Here is a 17,145-nt window from a genome sequence, read left to right as displayed (position 1 = left end):
TCGCTCTGACCGTCTTTCGCGCTTCCCGGGCTTTCAGGAGGCTTTTGTCGGGTCGGCCTGACGGCCTGTCCGACGCCCTGAACCTTAGCCGATCCTCACTCCGAGAAGCGAACCCGACCACAATCCAGAAAAGCACACAACAATTCCAGCCGAGGCATGCCGGGGCACGACTCAGCAGGAGAAGTGGTGTTTCAGAGGATTGGCTGCCCCGGGACCGTCCGCGCCGATGCGTGTCCGGTGCTCCCTGCCAGGCAGCTCGAAGAACTCTAGACCTCCACCACATCCGAGTCAAGGGGCGGGTCGGCTTCCGGAGCGTCCGGGATCTGGAAGGCGAGCACCGCGACGTCGTCGTCGTGTTCGGCGGTGACGCCCATGGCGCGGAGCAGGCGGGCGCAGACGATCTCGGGGTCGCCGAGGGCGCCACTGAGGGTGCGGGCGAGGAGGTCGAGGCCCTGGTCGATGTCCTCGTCGCGCCGTTCGACCAGGCCGTCCGTGTAGAGGACACCCGTCGTTCCGGGGAGAAGGCGGAGGCTGTGGGAGTGGTGGGTGCCACCACCGGTGCCGAGCGGCGGGCCGTTCTGCTCCTCGCCGCGCAGGACCGTGCCGTCGGGGCAGCGCAGCAGGAGCGGGAGATGGCCGGCGGAGGCGTAGAGGAGAGTGGCGCCGCCCGGGTCCCAGACCGCGTAGGTGCAGGTGGCGATCTGGTTGGCGTCGATCTCCATGGCGATGCTGTCGAGCAGGCCCATGATCTCGTGGGGCGGCAGGTCGAGGCGGGCGTAGGCGCGGACCGCCGTGCGCAGCTGTCCCATCACGGCGGCTGCGCGCAGTCCCCGGCCCATGACATCGCCGATGACGAGTGCGGTCCGGCCGCCGCCGAGACCGATGACGTCGTACCAGTCGCCGCCGACCGCGGCGTCGGCCCCACCGGGCTGATAGGTGGCTGCGACGCGGAGGTCGGCGGGTTGTTCGAGTTTCTGCGGAAGGAGGCTGCGCTGCAGGGTGACCGCGGCCTCGCGCTGGCGGCGCTCGGCCTCGCGCAGGCGGGCGGCGGCCTGGACCTGGTCGGTGACCTCGGCGGCGAAGATGAGGACCCCCACCGGAGGGCCCGTGTCGTTCTCCTCCGCACCGCCGAGCGGCACGCAGGAGACGTTGTAGTAGCGGTTGCCACCGAGGCCGAGGATGCAGCGGGCCTTGACGCTGCGCGGCCGGCGACTGCGGATGACCTGGTCCATCAGCGGGAGCACGCCGAGTGCCGAGAGCTCGGGGAGGGCCTCGCAGGCGGGGAGTCCGTTGGTGCGTTCGCCGAAGAGTTCGCGGTAGGCGCGGTTGGCGTAGCCGAGCTGGTGCAGCGGGCCGTAGGTGACGGCGACCGGCGCGGGGAGCCGGGCGAGTACGTCCCTGAGGTCGTACAGCTCCTGGATGTCGCGTGGATCGAGCTGGCCGGGGATCGCACTGGGGTCGCGCGGTCCCGGGAGGGTGACCGGGTCGCCGGGCGGACTGGTGGGAGCGGCACGCCACGGGGCTCCGGTGAGCCGGGCGCTCCAGCGCATGAGATTCAAGCTCGGCCGCTTCCTCGGTCGGTTTCCACGCGGACAATCACATGTTGTGCATGCGTCACCACTCGCCGTGATGGCGTGGTTGGGGCAGATCCTGTCAGGCCGGGCCCCGGTTTCGGAAGTCGTATGACCATTGCGGCGCGTACGGGTCGCCGACGGGACCTGCCGACGGGCCGGGCGGAAGGCCGAGCGACGGGTGGACCGGTGCTCGGAGCGATGGCTCGTCCGGTCCACGGCACGGCGGCCCGGACCCGGGTCGGCCCCGGCCGGCTTCAGGGTTCCTCGGCACCCGCCTCGAACTCCGAGCGCGGGCGCTCGACCGATCCGAGTGACACCACTTCCCGGTTGAACAGGCTGCCGAGCAGCCAGTCGGTCAGCACCCGCACCCGCCGATCCGGGCTGGGCAGCCGCTGGAGGTGCCGGGCCCGGTGCAGCCACCAGGCCCGGCGGCCGGTCAGGTGGCCGCGCTTGGTGTGCGCCACGCCCCGGCCGATGCCGAGCGAGGTCGAGCAGTCCTGCCGGGTGGGCCGGTAGGGGTGCTGCGGGCGGCCCGCCAGCGCGGCGGCGATGTTCGCGGCGAGCAGGTCGGCCTGCGCGAGGGCGTGCTGGGCGTTCGGTGCACAGAGCGCGACAACGGCGCTGGGAGACGCGTCCGGCAGGGAATCCACGGCCGGATCCACGGCCGGATCCGTGGGGGAACCGGTGGGGGAATCCGTCGGGGGATCCGTGTGCGGCCCCGAGGAGACAGTGGCCACGGAAGCAGCCTTCGGGGCGGGAGCCGTGGCGACCGGCACGGCCGCGCAGTCACCGACGGCCCAGGCGTCGGGCAGCGGGGCGCCGTCCGGTCCGACGATCTGGAGGGTGGGCAGACAGCGGACCCGGCCGGCGGCGTCCAGCGGGAGGTCGGTGTCGCGCAGCAGCGGTGCGGGGCGCACGCCCGCCGTCCAGACCAGGGTGCGGGCGGCGAAGCGGCTGCCGTCGGAGAGGGTCATCACCCGGTCGACGGCGGAGTCGAGGGTGGTGCCGAGGCGTACGTCCACGCTGCGGTCGCGCAGTTCGGCGAGGGTGTGGGCGGCGAGCTCGGGGGACTCCTCGGGGAGGATGCGGTCGGTCGCCTCCACCAGTACCCAGCGCAGGTCCTCGGCGGCCAGGTTGTGATAGCCCCTGGCGGCGTAGCGGGCCATGTCCTCCAGTTCGGCGATCGCCCCGACGCCCGCGTACCCCGCGCCGACGAAGACGAAGGTGAGCGCGGCCTGCCGGAGCGCCGGGTCCCGGGTGGAGGAGGCGAGGTCGAGCTGTTCCAGGACGTGGTTGCGCAGACGGACCGCCTCCCCGACGGTGGCGAATCCCAGGCCGTGCTCGGCGAGTCCGGGGACGGGTGCGGTGCGGGAGACCGAGCCTGGAGCCGCCACCAGCAGGTCGTAGGCGAGTTCGGTGGGCGTCCCGTGCTCGCCGCGTGGCGCGGTGTCGATCCACGCCCGGCGCGCGGCGTGGTCGATCCGGGTGACCCTGGCGGTGAGTACCCGGCAGTGCGGCAGCACCCGGCGGAGCGGCACGACCACGTGCCTCGGGTCGATGGAGCCGGCCGCCACCTCCGCGAGCAGCGGCTGGTAGGTCAGATACGACTGCGGCTCGACGACGGTGATCTCGGCTCCGCCGCCGCGGAGTTGGGGCCTGAGCAGCTGTTGGAGACGGAGTGCGGCGGACATGCCGGCGCAGCCACCGCCGACGATCAGGATCCTGATGGGGGCACCTCCTGCCGATGTGACCTGCTTCACGCTTCAATGACGCACTGCGGGGAGGCTTCTTGTCCACAGGACGTACCGGAAGCGGTACGGAAGGATCCGCTACGGATGGGCGGGATCTGTCCGTGCGTTGGGATTTAGGGCCACTTCTCCCCCGAACTTCCTTGAACTATGGTCGGATTGTGCGTCGGCCCGGAATCGGCCGGTGCCACAGCCGCCGCGGCGCCCGACTGCGCCAGGGTGAACCGGGGAAGGGTGGTCGGGGAAGGCCACCCTGTCCTGGGTGGCGGAACTGCGCGCACCGGGGGGGTGCGAACTGGCCAGGCAGCGACGCCCGATGCCGGGCGCCTGCGGGGGGAGGTTTGGGATGACGGATCAGGAACGAGTGCTCGGCCGCCCGGTGCCATCGGGAGCCGAGAGCGGCGCCGGCGGCCTCGGCGGGAGCGCTCCGGGCCGGGGCGGCCTGCAGGGCGCCGGGCAGGACCCCGGCGTGCTGGACGGAGTCGGCGGGATCGGCTCGGTCGGTGCGGTCGGCAGTGTCGTGCCCGAGCAGCGCAGCCCGGGAACGGGCGAGTCGTACGGCTCCACCGCTCACGGCGCACACGAAGCGTACGGCGCGCGTTCCACGCCGGGCGGACACGGCGCGTACGGCACACACGGCGGTTACGGCGCGCCCGAGGACAGCACACGCGCCGGTGGGCCCGCCCGGCTGCGGGTGGACGCCCGCCGGAACCTGGAGAGCGTGCTGCGCGCGGCCCGCGAGGTCTTCGGTGAACTCGGCTACGACGCGCCGATGGAGGAGGTGGCACGGCGGGCCGGGGTCGGGGTCGGCACGGTGTACCGGCGGTTCCCGAGCAAGGAGGTGCTGGTCCAGCGGATCGCGGCCGAGGAGGTCGCGTGGCTGACGGAGCAGGCGCGGGAGTCGTTGCACGGAGGCGCGGACCCGTGGGAGGCGCTGTCCGGCTACCTGGCGCGGGCGGTCGGTTCGGGCGCGGGTCGGCTGCTGCCGCCCTCGGCGTTCCGCTACGCCGAGGAGCTCGGCACCGCACCCGTGCCGCACGTCCCCGAGCAGCGGCTGCCCGAGCACACGCTGCCGGAGCAGTACTTCGCGGACCAGCGCCTCGGCGGGTCGGCGTTCGGCGCGCCCGGGTTCGCTCCCCCGGCGGGATTCGGGGCACGGGACTGCGACCCCCGGGACTTCGACACCCGGGGCTCGGGCGTGCAGGGTCTCGGCGAGCGCCGCGCGGGAGAGTTCGGGTTCCCGGAGCCGTGGGTGCCCGAGCAGCGCGCTTCGGAGGCCGACGCCCAGCAGGCCCGCGACGCCGACCCCCGGCTGCTGCTGCACCTGCTGGCGGCGCTGGTCGCACGGGCCGGGGCGGCCGGTGAACTGCGGCCCGGCGTCACGGTGTCGGACGTGGTGCTGGTGCTGACCGCCGCCGTACCGGTGCACGTGAGCCAGGGACAGCCCATACGAGGCGCCGCCGCAACCGGGCCCGGTCCCTTCGCGTCCCTCGCCGGCGCCGGCGGTCTCGGCGCACGGGACCTGGACGGCCGGACCCCAGGAGAGTTGACGGAGGATTCGCCTGGTGGCCGGCTGCTGCAGATCCTGTTGAACGGTCTACGGGCACACTGACCCGGCCCAGTTCAGACTCGAACACATCCACGAAAGGCTGCCCGGAAGAGTGGGTCGCGGACGGTCCGGCTACCGGTGGCCGCCGCACTATGCCATTCTTTGGCCGTGGTTGGAGCCATTGTCCCGTTGCGTGCCGTTCGCCCGACTGTGGGTGCCCAGGGTGCGGTCGCGCATCCGCGTACCGTCCCGTCGGGTCGTGCCGGCGGTCACGGCTCGCCGAGCCGTGACGGCGGCGGCCTCGGACGGGTCGAGCGCTGGGGGCCGTGTTGAGCGCCGAGGAGCAGAACGACCACGGTTACGGCCTCGACCGGCCGGGGCAGACGCCTCACCAGTCACCCCACCAGTCACAGCACCAGACGCCGCACCAGACTCCGGGCCATCAGCCGGGCCACAGACCGGGCCAGGCCTCGAACCAGGTGCCGGACCAGGGCGGCGTGCCGATCCGGGAGTCGCTCTCCGGGCGGGTGCCCGGGCAGGCGCCGGCCGGACAGGGCGGAGTGACCCCGGAGGCGTTCGTCGGCAGCGACCGGGGCCGGGACCTGAGCCGGACGGGCGCCGAGGACGGCCGCGCCCGCGCCGTGGTGCCCGCGCCCGCCGAGCCGGTGGACGGCGAACGCCCGCCGTCCGACGGCGAGTTGACCGCACTGGTGCGAGCCGGTGACGACAGCGCGTACGAGGAGATCTACCGGCGGCACGCCGACTCGGTGCGTCGCTACGCCAGGACCTGCTGCCGGGACAGCTTCACCGCCGAGGACCTGGCGGGCGAGGTCTTCGCCCGCACCCTCCAGGCCCTGCGGTCGGGCAAGGGTCCGGACTTCGCGGTCCGCGCCTATCTGCTGACGGCGGTCAGGAACGTCGCCGCCGCCTGGAGCCGCAGCGAGCGGCGCGAGCAACTCATCGACGACTTCGGCACGTTCGCTCAGACCTCGGCAGCCACCGTGGACGTCGACCTGGCCGACCCGGGCGCGGACGCCTGGGCCATGGCGATGGCCGACCAGCGGATGGTCATGCAGGCCTTCGTCGAACTCCCCGAGGACGACCGGGTGGTGCTCTGGCACACCGAGGTCGAGCGCGAGTCGCCGAAAACCGTCGCGGTACTGCTCGGCAAGACCGCCAACGCCACGGCGGTCCAGGCGCACCGGGCCCGCGACCGGCTGGCCACCGCCTTCCTGCAGGCCCACGTGTCGGGCAGCCAGGCCCAGGACTGCGAGGCGTACGCCAACCGGCTCGGTGCGTACGCCCGCGGCTCGCTGCGCAAGCGCGCCTCGGCCGAGGTGGGCAGGCACGTCCAGACCTGCGACCGCTGCACGGCCGCGTACCTCGAACTGGCCGAGATCAACACCGGGCTGCGGGCGGTCCTCCCCGGCGGCGTGCTGGTCTGGGTCGGAGCCGGGTACTTCACCGCGGCGGCCGCCGCCCTCGGTCTGGGCGCTGCCGCCGGTGCGACGGCTGTGGTCGGCGGCGCGACGTCCGGTGGCAGCGCGGCGGCCGGTGGTGCCGGTGCGGCCGGCGCCTCGGGTGCGGCCGCGGCCGGTGGCGCCTCGGGGGCGGCGGGCAGCGGGGGAGGAGCCGGAGCAGTCGCCGGTGAGGGGATGGGTGCGCTCGCCAAGGCGGGCATCGCGGCCGGTGTCGCGGTGGCGGCGGCTGCCGTCGCCGCGTACGCACTGACCGGCTCGACCGAGCCCAAGGACCCGGAGGCCGCTCCGGTGGCCTCCTCGCCCGCACTGCCGTCGGCGGTCGCCCGGCCGAGCCGGACTCCGCCCGGCACTCCCCCGGCTTCGGCGACAACCGGGCCCGCGCCCACGTCCGCACCTGCGTCCACGCCCACTCGGCAGGCGGTGGAGCCCACGCCACGGCCCAGCCGGGCCGTCGCCACGGCGGAGCCGGTCCCGGCGCCCGTCGTGCCGCAGCCGCCGCGACCGGCGCCGCCGACAGTCCCCACCCCGGCGCCGCCGACCCCGCCGGACCTGCCGACCGCACCCCCGGCGACGCCTCCGCCGGTCCCGACACCCACCGTCACACCGTCACCGCCGCCGGTCCCACCGACCGACTACTGGGTGAACGACCTTCCGTTCAGCCACGGCTCGGACCGTCAGCCACCGCCGGGCCCGAGCATCCGGCGCAGCGCGAGCGACTGGGTCTGGCAGCGCGACGACGCCTGGATCAGCGGCCGGCACTACCGGCACGGGCTGAGCATGCACCCGTCCTCGACGGTGACCGTGGACCTCAACCGCAGCTGCTCGTCCTTCCAGGCCGTCGCCGGTCTCGACGACGTCACCCTGCGGTTCGGCAGGGTCGTCTTCAGCGTGCGGGCCGGCGACGGCACGGTGCTGTGGCAGTCCGCCGAGTTCGAGCGGGGCGACGCCCCCGTCCGCGTGCGGGTCCCGCTGGACGGCCACCGGACGATCCGGCTGGTCGTCACCCCGGAGCGCGGCAGCTGGGGGCTGATCAGCCTGGCCGACTGGGCGGACGCACGGTTCACGTGCAGCTGACCGGGCGGGCCCGCCCGGTCGGCCGTCAGACCGCGCAGACGCCGTCCGCACAGGCCCCGTCGAAGCCGGCCGACCCGGTCGGCCGGTCCTGCCCGTGCTGCTCGCCCTGCCCATGGTGCTCGGCGGTCTCAGCGGTCTCGGCGGCCACCTGCTCCAGGACCCGGAGGAAGGTCGACGCCTCCTGGCCGCCCTGGACGGCCCACCTGCCCTCGAAGACGAAGGTCGGGACGGCGGTGACACCGAGCGCGCGGGCCTCGGCGAGCTGTGCACGGACCTCGGCGGTGCCCTCGTCCCCCGCCAGGTAGCCGGCCACCCGGTCCCGGTCGAGACCGGCGGCGACGGCGATCCGGGTGAGCTGCTCCCGGTCACCGACGTCCACGCCGTCGCTGAAGTGCGCCGTCAGCAGGCTCTCCTTCAGCTCGACCTGCGTACGGGCGCCGTACTCGGTCTCGGCGAGGTGCAGCAGCCGGTGGGCGAGGAAGGTGTTGACGTGCAGTGCGGTGTCGAAGTCGTAGTCGATGCCCTCCGCCTTGCCGAGCTCGGCGACCCGGGCGTCCATCGCGACCGACTGCGGGCCGTAGCGCTCGGCCAGCCAGGCACGGTGCGGGCTCGCCTGCTCGGGGGCGTCCGGGACCAGCTGGTAGGGGCGGAAGACCACCTCGACCTCGTCCTTGCCCGGGAAGAGGTCGAGCGCCTGCTCGAAACGGCGCTTGCCGATGAAACACCACGGGCAGGCGATGTCCGAGAAGATCTCGACCTTCATGACGCTGGGCTCCTGTCGGAAACTGGGGATTCGGGCCGAATGGGTGAACCCTCCCCGACCTGCAGGAATTCCCCTCCCGCTCCGGCGGGACCGACGGTCGGCGTCAGTGTGCCGGCGGAGCCGGGACCACCAGGACCGGGCAGGCGGCGTGGTGGACGGCGGCCGTACTGACCGAACCGAGCAGCAGCCGGGTGAAACCGCCGTTGCCCCGGGTGCCGATCACCAGGGTGTGCTGGCCCGGAGTGCAGGCGAGCAGGACCTCGATCACGTTGCCCAGCACCACGTGCAGTGCGAGCTCCCCGCTGTACGGCTGCGCGCGGGCCGCCTGGACCGTGGCGACGGCCCTGCGCAGCCCGTCGGCCATGCTCGCGGCCATCCGGTCGATCCCCTCCTGCACCAGCTCGGCCATCCCCGTCGGGTAGCCGCCCGGGGACGGGTTGACCACCGCGAGGACGTACAGCGGCAGTCCGAAGAGCTGCGCCTCGGTCATCGCCCGGTCCAGCGCCCAGAGCGATCCGTCCGAGCCGTCGCAGGCGGCCAGCACGCCGCGCGGGTCGGCGGCGGGTGGCTCGCCGGACACGGGGAGGGCATCGGGCACGGGGGCCTCCTCTGAGCGGGTTTCTTCATCATGATTGACCGTCAGGGCGGCGGCGAACCGCTGCGGTCGTTGGCGTTCCCGGGGACGGCCGACGGAGGAGGGGTGGACGCGGCGCGGCCGTCACTCCCTCGGCTGCCCGGAGCAGGACGGCGGGAACAGCCGAGGAGCAGCCGAGGAGGAGGACCGGCGGAGGACCGGCGGAGGACCGGCAGGGCCGCGAGGGCGCTCGCCCGTCCTTGCGCGCCCTCCGGACGGCTCCGCCGAGCCGGACTCCGGTCAGGCCGGGTGCGTCACGCCGGACTCCGGTCAGGCCGGGCGGAGCAGGGCCGGGAGGTCCGGTTGGGGGAGACCGGTCCAGCTGGAGCCGTGGCGGCGGGCACGGACGCGGCGGAGCCAGAGCTCGGTGGCGACCAGGTCCGCGAGACCGGCCAGGGTGCCGGCCGGCAGGTCGGCGGTGGGGTCGGCGGCGCGGGCGAGGGCGTCCCGGACGGCCGGGAGGTCGATCAGTCCGGCCTCGGCGAGCAGCGGGCGGTGGAAGAGTTCGGTGAGTCCGTCGGCGGCCCGGCGCAGGCCGGTGCGGGCCGCGCCGGTGCGGTCCGGGCGCGGGCCCCGGCCCCAGTCGGCGGGCAGGTCGGTGCGGCCCGCACCGGTCAGGACGGATCGCAGCAGCGCGTGCCGCGCCCCGGGCTGCAGCCGTATCCGGTCCGGCAGCAGCCGGGCCGCGCGCACCACCTGGTTGTCCAGGAAGGGCGCGTGCAGCCGCTGGCCGTGCTGCTCGGCGGCCTGGAGCAGCGTGCGGTACTCGGCGGCGTGCCGGTGCAGGGCGAGCCTGGCCCGGCGGGCCCCGGGCTGTTCGGTGGGGACCGGCCCCCGGGCGGCGAGCCGCAGGCGGAGGGCGACGGCGGAGAGCGCGTCGTCGGAGAGGAAGCGCGCGGCCGGTCCCGGGACGCACCAGGCGAGGTCGGCGGCCGAGCTCTCGCCGGCCGTCCTGCCGCGCCGGGCGAAGCGGCGGGCGGTCAGCCGGACGGCGGCGTCGTCGAGTGCCTCGGCGTACTGCGCTCTGGCCAGCCGGTGCGCGGCGCGCAGGACGCCGACGGGTGTGCGGACGGCGCCGTCGAAGGTCCCGGCGGTGGCGAGGTCGGCCCCGGCCAGCGCGGCCACCGGGGAGAGGAGTTCGCGGGAGCGTCCGTCCCTGACCAGGTCGGCGAGCCGGGCCGGGTGACCGTCGAGGACATGGCGGGCGCCGTAGCCGGTGAGGTGGTCCGCGCCGCCGAGGCTGAACCGGCCGCCCAGTCGCGCGGTGGCGATCAGAGCGGGCCCGGGTTCGTCGGTCAGCGGTCCCGGCGGCAGCTCGGGCAGCGGGTCGCCCGGCCCGGCCGGTGGCGTGAGCCCGGCGGGCTCACCGGACGCGGTGGGCTCGCCGGACGGTTCGGCGGGCGCGGTGGTCCTGCCCGCCGCGGTGAGCCCGACGAGTTCCGCGTACGGGAGGGTCGGCGGCAGCACGATGTGGTGCAGGCGCGGGGCCTCCACCGCGAGCGCCACCCCTCCGGTGCCCGAGCCGGCGCTCGCGCCGTCGTCGCCCGAGCCGTCGGGATCGTCCTCGGCGACCGTGACGGCGGTGAGCAGTTCGCCACCGGCCGACTCCTCGGCCGCCCGGCGGGCCGTCGCGGCCGTCGGCCGGGCCCAGGAGCCCTTCACCGCGCCGCTCCGCGCGGCGGCGGCCGGTCTTGTGCTCCCCGGACCGGCGGAGGCCGCCGAGGGGCCGATCGGTACGGCGGCGGCCAGCAGGGCGACGGTCGCGGAGGCGGTGCCGTACGAGAGGTCCACGCCGAGCCTGGGACGGTCGCCGACCGGCGTCGAGGTGCGGACCCGGCAGCGGACGGACTCCAGGAGCGCGCGGGTCAGTTCGCGGACCGCCGGTGCCTCCTCGCGCCGCCCGGGAGCGGTTTCGTGCTCGTACGGGGCAACGTACGGGCGACCGCTGCGGATCCCGAGCACGTGTCCGGGCGGGACGCGCCGGACGCCCTGGTACGGGGTGCCGGTGCCGAGCGCCTCGGGGGACTCGGGGCAGGCCAGCCGGGCGGCGAGATGGCCGGTGTCGATCGGCGCGCCGATCAGGTCGGCGAGCGGGAGCGCAGCTGTGGCGTACGCCGTTCCGCCGTACCAGGGGGCGTGGAAGACCGGGAGTGCGCCGGCGAGGTCGGTGAGCAGCAGGGTGCTGCGGGTGCCGGTCCGGAGCACGACCGTGTAGCTGCCGGGCCAGGCGGTGAGGTGGCGGACCGCGCCGCCGCGGGCGGAGGTGAGACCGGCGGCGAGTTCGGCGTCGGAGGCACCGCAGTGGCCGAGGACGGCGAGGCGGGTGGTGGCCGGGGTGTCGTCCTCGGTGGCAGCGGGGGCGGTCAGGCCGGTGGTGACCACGGCCGGGGCACCGGGTCTGAGGGTGACCAGGCGGATCTCCTCGGGACGCCAGTCACCCACCGCCCAGAGCGGGTTGGGCCCGGACCAGAGGGTGGTGGCGGCCAGCGGGCGGACGGTCCCAGGGGGCGCGAAGGCTGTGGCGTGCGCCGCGGTGGCGCGCGGAGCCGCCGCGCCTGACGGACTGTCCGACCCCCGTCCGCCGGGGGGCGGGTGCGCTGCGGAGCGCGCCTGTTGTCCCGTACGGGGCGCCGGGCGCACGCCTGTTGACGCGGTCAGGCTCGCTGCGGGCGCGCCCCCGCTCCAGCCCGTGAGCCACCGCATCGCGCCTCCACCTGACGAGGAACCAGGTGCGCCGTTCCACCTCCGGGCGTCGACGCACCGCCAGGAGACATGGTGCCACCGGATCCGCCCGCGCCGGTCACGGTCGCCCGCGGACCACCCGGGGGCGGGACTTGCACCTCCCCGCCGAGGCGGGCCGGGGCGGGCCGGGCCTCCCCCTCCATGGCCCGGACCGCCCCGCGCGGCCTTTCTGGCATGGACATCAACGGATGGCCGAAAGGCATCGCACTGCCCGGGAGGGCATCCGCATGCCCTCCCGGACCCACCGCCGCCCGCGGGGATGGAGGCAGCGGTGTCCCCCGGCCCGCCGGGTCCTCGACGACGGGCCGACCCACAGACACCAGCGAATCGCCCACCTGCCGCTCCAGCCAGGGGGCACGGCCGGGCGCACATCGGCACAGGACCGGAGCACGGCCGTCCGCGACGCGCGGTCCGACCCGGCGGCGCACCTGCGAAGCGCCGTCCGCGGCCGGCCGCGACAGGTGCGCGATCCCGCCATCCGGAATGCAGGCTCTTAACCCTCGGAACGCGGACGACTACTCTAGGTACAGCAGAATCCGGGCTCCACGCGTCACGTTCGCAACCCCGAGCGGACTTCCGCACGTCACCACGGCTCCACCCACCGCCGCAGCCGACGGAAGCCGCACCCGGGCCACCCCGGCACCGCACCACCGCCGGAGCACCACCGCGCACTACTGACGTACCACCCAAGCACACCGGGAAAAACCACCGCCGCACAACCACCGCACGACGCCGCCAGGGGGTGCCGCCGCCACCATGACCGTCAGCTCACGAGGGCCGAACGAACGGCTCGGCACGCTCCTCACCCTCGCCCAGATCAGCAACGCCGGCCTCGCCCGCCGGGTCAACGACCTGGGCGCCCAGCGCGGACTGACGCTCCGCTACGACAAGACCTCGGTCGCCCGCTGGGTCGGCAAGGGCATGATCCCGCAGGGGCCGGTGCCGCACCTGATCGCGTCCGCGATCGGCAGCAAGCTCGGCCGCCCGGTCCCGCTGGACGAGATCGGCCTCGGGGACACCGACCCGACCCCCGAACTCGGCCTCGCCTTCCCGCGCGAGGTGCCGGAGGCGGTGCGGTCGGCGACCGACCTGTGGCGGGTCGACCTGGAGCTGCGCCGCGGCCCCGGCGGCGGCCGCTGGAGCGACAGCCTGGCCGGTACGTTCTCGGTCTCCGCGTACGCGACGCCGGTCTCGCGCTGGCTGATCACCCCGGCCGACGGATCGGTGGCCCGGGAGACGCAGGCCCCGGACCTGACGGGCTACCGGGTCGGCCACTCGGACGCCGCCAAGCTGCGCGAGGCGGCCCAGGAGGCCCGGCGCTGGGACTCCAAGTACGGGGGCGGCGACTGGCGTTCCTCGATGGTGCCGGAGTGCCTGCGGGTGGAGGCGGCGCCGCTGCTGCTGGCCTCCTACAGCGATGCGGTCGGCCGGGCGCTGTTCGGAGCGACGGCCGAACTCACCAGGTTGGCCGGGTGGATGGCCTTCGACACCGGCCAGCACGAGGCCGCCCAGCGGTACTACATCCAGGCACTGCGCCTCGCCCGCGCGGCGGCCGACGTCCCGCTCGGCGGCTACGTGCTGGCCTCGATGAGCCTCCAGGCCAGCTACCGGGGCTTCGCCGAGGAGGCGGTGGACCTGGCCCAGGCCGCACTGGAGCGGAACCGGGGCCTGGCGACCGCCCGCACGATGAGCTTCTTCCACCTGGTGGAGGCACGGGCCCAGGCGAAGAGCCGCAACGCGCAGGCGTGTGCGACCGCGCTCGCGGCAGCAGAGGGCGCACTTGAGCGATCACGCGCCGGGGATCCCGATCCGACGTGGATCGACTTCTACGCCTACGACCGGCTGGCCGCCGACGCCGCCGAGTGCTTCCGCGACCTCGGAGTGCCCGCCAAGGTCCGCCAGTTCACCCGCGAGGCACTGGCCAGGCCCACCGAGGGTTTCGTCCGCTCGCACGGTCTCCGGCTGGTGGTGTCCGCGATGGCCGAGGCCGAGGCGGGCGACCTGGACGCCGCCGTCGCCGCCGGCGAACGTGCCGTCGAGGTGGCCGGGCGGATCTCCTCGCAGCGCAGCCGCGACTACGTGATCGAGATGCTGCGCCGCCTCGAACCGTTCCAGGACGAGCGCAGGGTCCGGGAGCTGACCGAGCGGGCCCGGCTGGTGCTGCTGGCACCCGCGTAATTCGGATGCGGGTCCCGCGGTCGGCTGGCTACCGTCGTACTCGTCCAGGTGCGCAGGCAGAGGTTACTTCCACTGTTAATGGGCGGGTCGCGGGTTCGAGTCCCGTCACCGGCTCCGGGCCGGTGTAGCTCAGTCGGTAGAGCAGCTTGTCACCTCAGCCGCTTCTTGTTCTCTGGACGCCCATACGTGAATAGCACTCCGCACCTCCCGGTGCGCAGGCAGCGGTTACTTCTCCGGTAGGTGCCCCCAGGTGGGCGCTGCGGTTCGAGCCCGCGACAACACCGCTGCCGCTTCGATCTCGGGAGGCACAGCACCGCTGCCGGCCGTCGGCCGCGCCAGGGCCACACCGGGGCCGGACCGCGGCCGCACCGGGGCCGCACCGGCCCGGAACGCCCGGTCTCCGCTGTGCCTGCCCCGTCTCACCTTTCCAGCAGGGGGCTTCAGCATGTCGCGTTTCAACGTCCGCAAGGCCAAGGCGAGTCCGCTCTCGCCCGTGCGGACCACCGGGCGTACGGTGGCCAACCACCAGGGCGGCCCCGGGTTCCTGCGCGACGAGAAGTCCGAGCTCTTCCTGCTCGCGGTGGCCAACACGGTCGGCCAGGACACCTTCTACGAACGCGGCGGCGCGCGCGACGACCGGTTCACCGCACTGGTCCGCCGACTGGCCGTCAGCGACCCGGAGTGGACCCTCGGCCTGCTGCGGTGGCTGCGCACCGGGGCCTTCATGCGGACCGCGGCGCTGGTCGGCGCCGCCGAGTTCACCCGCGCCCGGCTGGACGCCCGGGTGCCGGGCCACTCCCGCCAGGCGATCGACGCCGTGCTGCAACGGCCGGACGAGCCGGGCGAGTTCCTCGCCTACTGGACCTCCCGCTACGGGCGCCGGCTGCCGCAGCCGGTCAAGCGCGGAGTCGCCGACGCCGCCCGCCGGCTCTACACCGGCCGGGCCCTGCTCAAGTACGACACCGCCGGCAAGGCGTACCGCTTCGGCGACGTCCTGGAGCTGACCCACCCCGCCCCGCACGCCGAGAAGCCCTGGCAGGGCGCCCTGTTCAAGTACGCGCTGGACCGGCGCCACCGCCCGGACGAGGCCGTACCGCCGGCCGGCGACGCGCTGCTGACCGCCAACCGCGCGCTCCTCGGCCTGCCCGTCGAGCAGCGCCGGGCCGCCGTCACCGCCGCCGGCGGCGCCGAGCGGCTGGCCGCGGCCGGGCTGACCTGGGAGGCGCTGGCCGGCTGGCTCCAGGGCCCGCTGGACGCGGCCGTCTGGGAGGCGGTCATCCCGTCCATGGGGCCGATGGCGCTGGTCCGCAACCTGCGCAACTTCGACCAGGCCGGGGTCTCGGACGAGGTCGCCGCCGAGGTGGCGCGCCGGATCAGCGACCCGGACGAGGTGGCCCGGTCCCGGCAGTTCCCGTTCCGCTACCTGGCCGCCCACCGCAACGCGCCGTCGCTGCGCTGGGGGCACGCGCTGGAGCGCGCGCTCGCGCACTCGCTCTCCAACGTGCCCGCACTGCCCGGCCGGACGCTGGTCCTGGTGGACCGCTCGGGTTCGATGTTCGACCGGCCGGGCGCACAGACCCAGCTCAACCGGGCCGACTCGGCGGCGATCTTCGGCACCGCGCTGAAGGTCCGGGCCGAGCGGGCGGACCTGGTGGAGTTCGGCAGCGGCAGTCAGGTGGTCGAGGTGCGCCGCGGCGAGTCGGTGCTCAAGGTGCTGGACCGGTTCCACAACCTCGGCGGCACCGACACCGCCGGGGCCGTCGCCCGGCACTACGCCGGACACGACCGGGTGGTGGTGATCACCGACGAGCAGGCGTACGGCAGTTGGCAGGGCGACCCGCTGGCCGCCGTGCCCGCCGAGGTCCCGGTGTACACCTGGAACCTCGCCGGCTACGCCACCGGCCACGCGCCGTCCGGCACCGCCGCCCGGCACACCTTCGGCGGACTCGGTGACTCCGCCTTCCGGCTGATCCCGATGCTGGAGGCGGGCCGCGACGCCGACTGGCCCTGGAAGTAGTCCGGCCCCGCCCGGTGCTCTCGACCGGTGCCCGCAGCCGTGCCACCATCACAGCCGCGGGCACCTGGGCGGCGGGTGCCGGGGAGGAAGAAGGTGCGGCGGTGGCGTACGACTTCGACGTGACGGTGGTGGGCGGCGGGATCGTCGGGCTGTCCACCGTGTACGCGCTCACCCGGCAGCGGCCCGACCTGCGGGTCCTGCTGCTGGAGAAGGAACCCGGTTTCGCCGCCCACCAGACCGGCCGCAACAGCGGCGTCATCCACAGCGGGGTGTACTACCGGCCCGGCTCGCTGAAGGCCAGGTACGCCGCCGAGGGCGCGGCCGAGATGGTCGGGTTCTGCCGCGAGCAGGGCATCCCGTACGAGGTCACCGGCAAGCTGATCGTGGCCACCGGACGGGAGGAACTTCCGCGCCTGCACGCCCTGGCGCAGCGCGGCCGGGAGAACGGCATCCCGGTCACCGAGCTGGACGCCGCCGGCATCGCCGCACACGAGCCGGAGGTCACCGGCGTCGCCGGGCTGCACATCGGCACCACCGGCATCTGCGACTTCCCTGCGGTGGCCCGCCGGTACGCCGCGCTGGCCGAGGAGGCCGGCGCCCTGCTGCGCACCGGCTGCGAACTGCAGGGGATCGAGCGGCGCCGGGACGGGCTGACCGTCCGGATCGGGGGCGGCGCGGAGCTGCGCAGCGCGGTGCTGGTGAACTGCGCCGGGCTGCACAGCGACCGGATCGCCCGGATGGCCGGCGACGACCCCGGCGTGCGGATCATCCCGTTCCGCGGCGAGTACTACGAACTCACCAAGGAACGGCGGGAGTTGGTCCGGGGACTGGTGTACCCGGTGCCCGACCCGGCCTTCCCGTTCCTCGGCGTGCACCTCACCCGGGGCGTGCACGGCGATGTCCACGTCGGCCCGAACGCCGTCCCCGCACTGGCCCGCGAGGGGTACGACTGGCGGACGGTCCGGCCGCGCGACCTCGCCGAGACGGTGCGCTTCCCCGGCACCTGGCAGATCGCGCGGCGGCACTGGCGGTACGAGATCGGCGAGTTGCACCGGTCGCTGTCCAAGCGGGCGTTCACGGCCGCCGTGCAGCGGCTGCTCCCCGCGGTCACGGCCGCCGACCTGGTCCCGGCCACGGCCGGGGTGCGGGCGCAGGCGGTGGCCAGGGACGGCTCGCTGCTGGACGACTTCGCCTTCGCCGGCTTCGACCCGGGTGACCCGTCCTCGCCCCGGCGGACCGTCCACGTGCTCAACGCGCCCTCCCCGGCGGCGACCGCGTCGCTCCCGATCGGCCGGGAGGTGGCCCGCCGCGCGGTCGCGGCCCTGGAGGCGGGGGACCGGTAGGCGCGCGGGGACGGCTGGGGGCATGAGGTGTGCGTCACGCGC

9 protein-coding genes and 1 pseudogene are annotated in these 17,145 nt (G+C 74.8%); 5 read left to right on the top strand and 5 right to left on the bottom strand.

The genetic code is table 11. The features are described from left to right. Positions 1-317: 317 nt before the first annotated feature. Together ACFC1R_RS22095 and ACFC1R_RS22090 are read right to left on the bottom strand one after the other, a co-directional pair. A pseudogene (locus ACFC1R_RS22095) lies at positions 318-1,559 on the bottom strand (PP2C family protein-serine/threonine phosphatase); the annotation flags it as partial. A gap of 269 nt (positions 1,560-1,828) precedes the next feature. Beyond that, positions 1,829-3,334: an NAD(P)/FAD-dependent oxidoreductase gene (locus ACFC1R_RS22090; protein WP_375941085.1), complete on the bottom strand. Its 1,506-nt coding sequence runs from the start codon at positions 3,332-3,334 to the stop codon at positions 1,829-1,831. A gap of 334 nt (positions 3,335-3,668) precedes the next feature. Between ACFC1R_RS22090 and ACFC1R_RS22085 the strand changes: the two genes are divergently transcribed. Further along, positions 3,669-4,934: a TetR/AcrR family transcriptional regulator gene (locus ACFC1R_RS22085; RefSeq protein ID WP_375941083.1), complete on the top strand. Its 1,266-nt coding sequence runs from the start codon at positions 3,669-3,671 to the stop codon at positions 4,932-4,934. 434 nt (positions 4,935-5,368) lie between these two features. Next, a complete protein-coding gene (locus ACFC1R_RS22080) occupies positions 5,369-7,426 on the top strand; it encodes a sigma-70 family RNA polymerase sigma factor (protein ID WP_375941081.1) in 2,058 nt (685 codons plus the stop codon). 25 nt (positions 7,427-7,451) lie between these two features. On the opposite strand, the gene ACFC1R_RS22075 is transcribed toward ACFC1R_RS22080, so the two are convergent. From ACFC1R_RS22075 to ACFC1R_RS22065, 3 genes are all read right to left on the bottom strand, one after another. After that, complete coding sequence (locus tag ACFC1R_RS22075) at positions 7,452-8,189, bottom strand: DsbA family oxidoreductase (RefSeq protein WP_375941079.1); 738 nt, start codon at positions 8,187-8,189, stop codon at positions 7,452-7,454. A 103-nt stretch (positions 8,190-8,292) separates the two neighbouring features. Continuing rightward, complete coding sequence (locus ACFC1R_RS22070; protein WP_375941077.1) at positions 8,293-8,787, bottom strand: universal stress protein; 495 nt, start codon at positions 8,785-8,787, stop codon at positions 8,293-8,295. Between the two features lie 306 nt (positions 8,788-9,093). Further along, complete coding sequence (locus ACFC1R_RS22065) at positions 9,094-11,265, bottom strand: asparagine synthase-related protein (protein ID WP_375941075.1); 2,172 nt, start codon at positions 11,263-11,265, stop codon at positions 9,094-9,096. Positions 11,266-12,321: 1,056 nt separating this feature from the next. On the opposite strand from ACFC1R_RS22065, the gene ACFC1R_RS22060 reads away from it, so the two are divergent. The 3 genes from ACFC1R_RS22060 to lhgO all read left to right on the top strand — a co-directional run bounded on the left by ACFC1R_RS22060 (position 12,322) and on the right by lhgO (position 17,103). After that, positions 12,322-13,743: an MFS transporter gene (locus ACFC1R_RS22060; RefSeq protein ID WP_375941073.1), complete on the top strand. Its 1,422-nt coding sequence runs from the start codon at positions 12,322-12,324 to the stop codon at positions 13,741-13,743. Positions 13,744-14,188: 445 nt separating this feature from the next. Further along, a complete protein-coding gene (locus tag ACFC1R_RS22055; RefSeq protein ID WP_375941071.1) occupies positions 14,189-15,760 on the top strand; it encodes a TROVE domain-containing protein in 1,572 nt (523 codons plus the stop codon). Between the two features lie 101 nt (positions 15,761-15,861). Beyond that, positions 15,862-17,103 carry an L-2-hydroxyglutarate oxidase gene (gene lhgO / locus ACFC1R_RS22050; protein ID WP_375941069.1) on the top strand — a complete coding sequence of 414 codons (1,242 nt, stop codon included), beginning with the start codon at positions 15,862-15,864 and terminating at the stop codon, positions 17,101-17,103. Positions 17,104-17,145: the final 42 nt, after the last annotated feature.

The sequence above is a fragment of the Kitasatospora sp. NPDC056138 genome (genome assembly GCF_042264695.1).
Taxonomy (GTDB): Bacteria; Actinomycetota; Actinomycetes; order Streptomycetales; family Streptomycetaceae; genus Kitasatospora.
Note: the sequence above shows the minus strand (reverse complement) of the source record. Positions and strands in the feature narration are given on the sequence as shown.

Bases quoted from the DNA above. Each gene is read 5' to 3' on its own strand.
- ACFC1R_RS22085 (WP_375941083.1), top strand. From the start codon at position 3,669: ATGACGGATCAGGAACGAGTGCTCGGCCGCCCGGTGCCATCGGGAGCC.
- ACFC1R_RS22075 (WP_375941079.1), bottom strand. From the start codon at position 8,189: ATGAAGGTCGAGATCTTCTCGGACATCGCCTGCCCGTGGTGTTTCATC.
- ACFC1R_RS22060 (WP_375941073.1), top strand. From the start codon at position 12,322: ATGACCGTCAGCTCACGAGGGCCGAACGAACGGCTCGGCACGCTCCTC.
- ACFC1R_RS22055 (WP_375941071.1), top strand. From the start codon at position 14,189: ATGTCGCGTTTCAACGTCCGCAAGGCCAAGGCGAGTCCGCTCTCGCCC.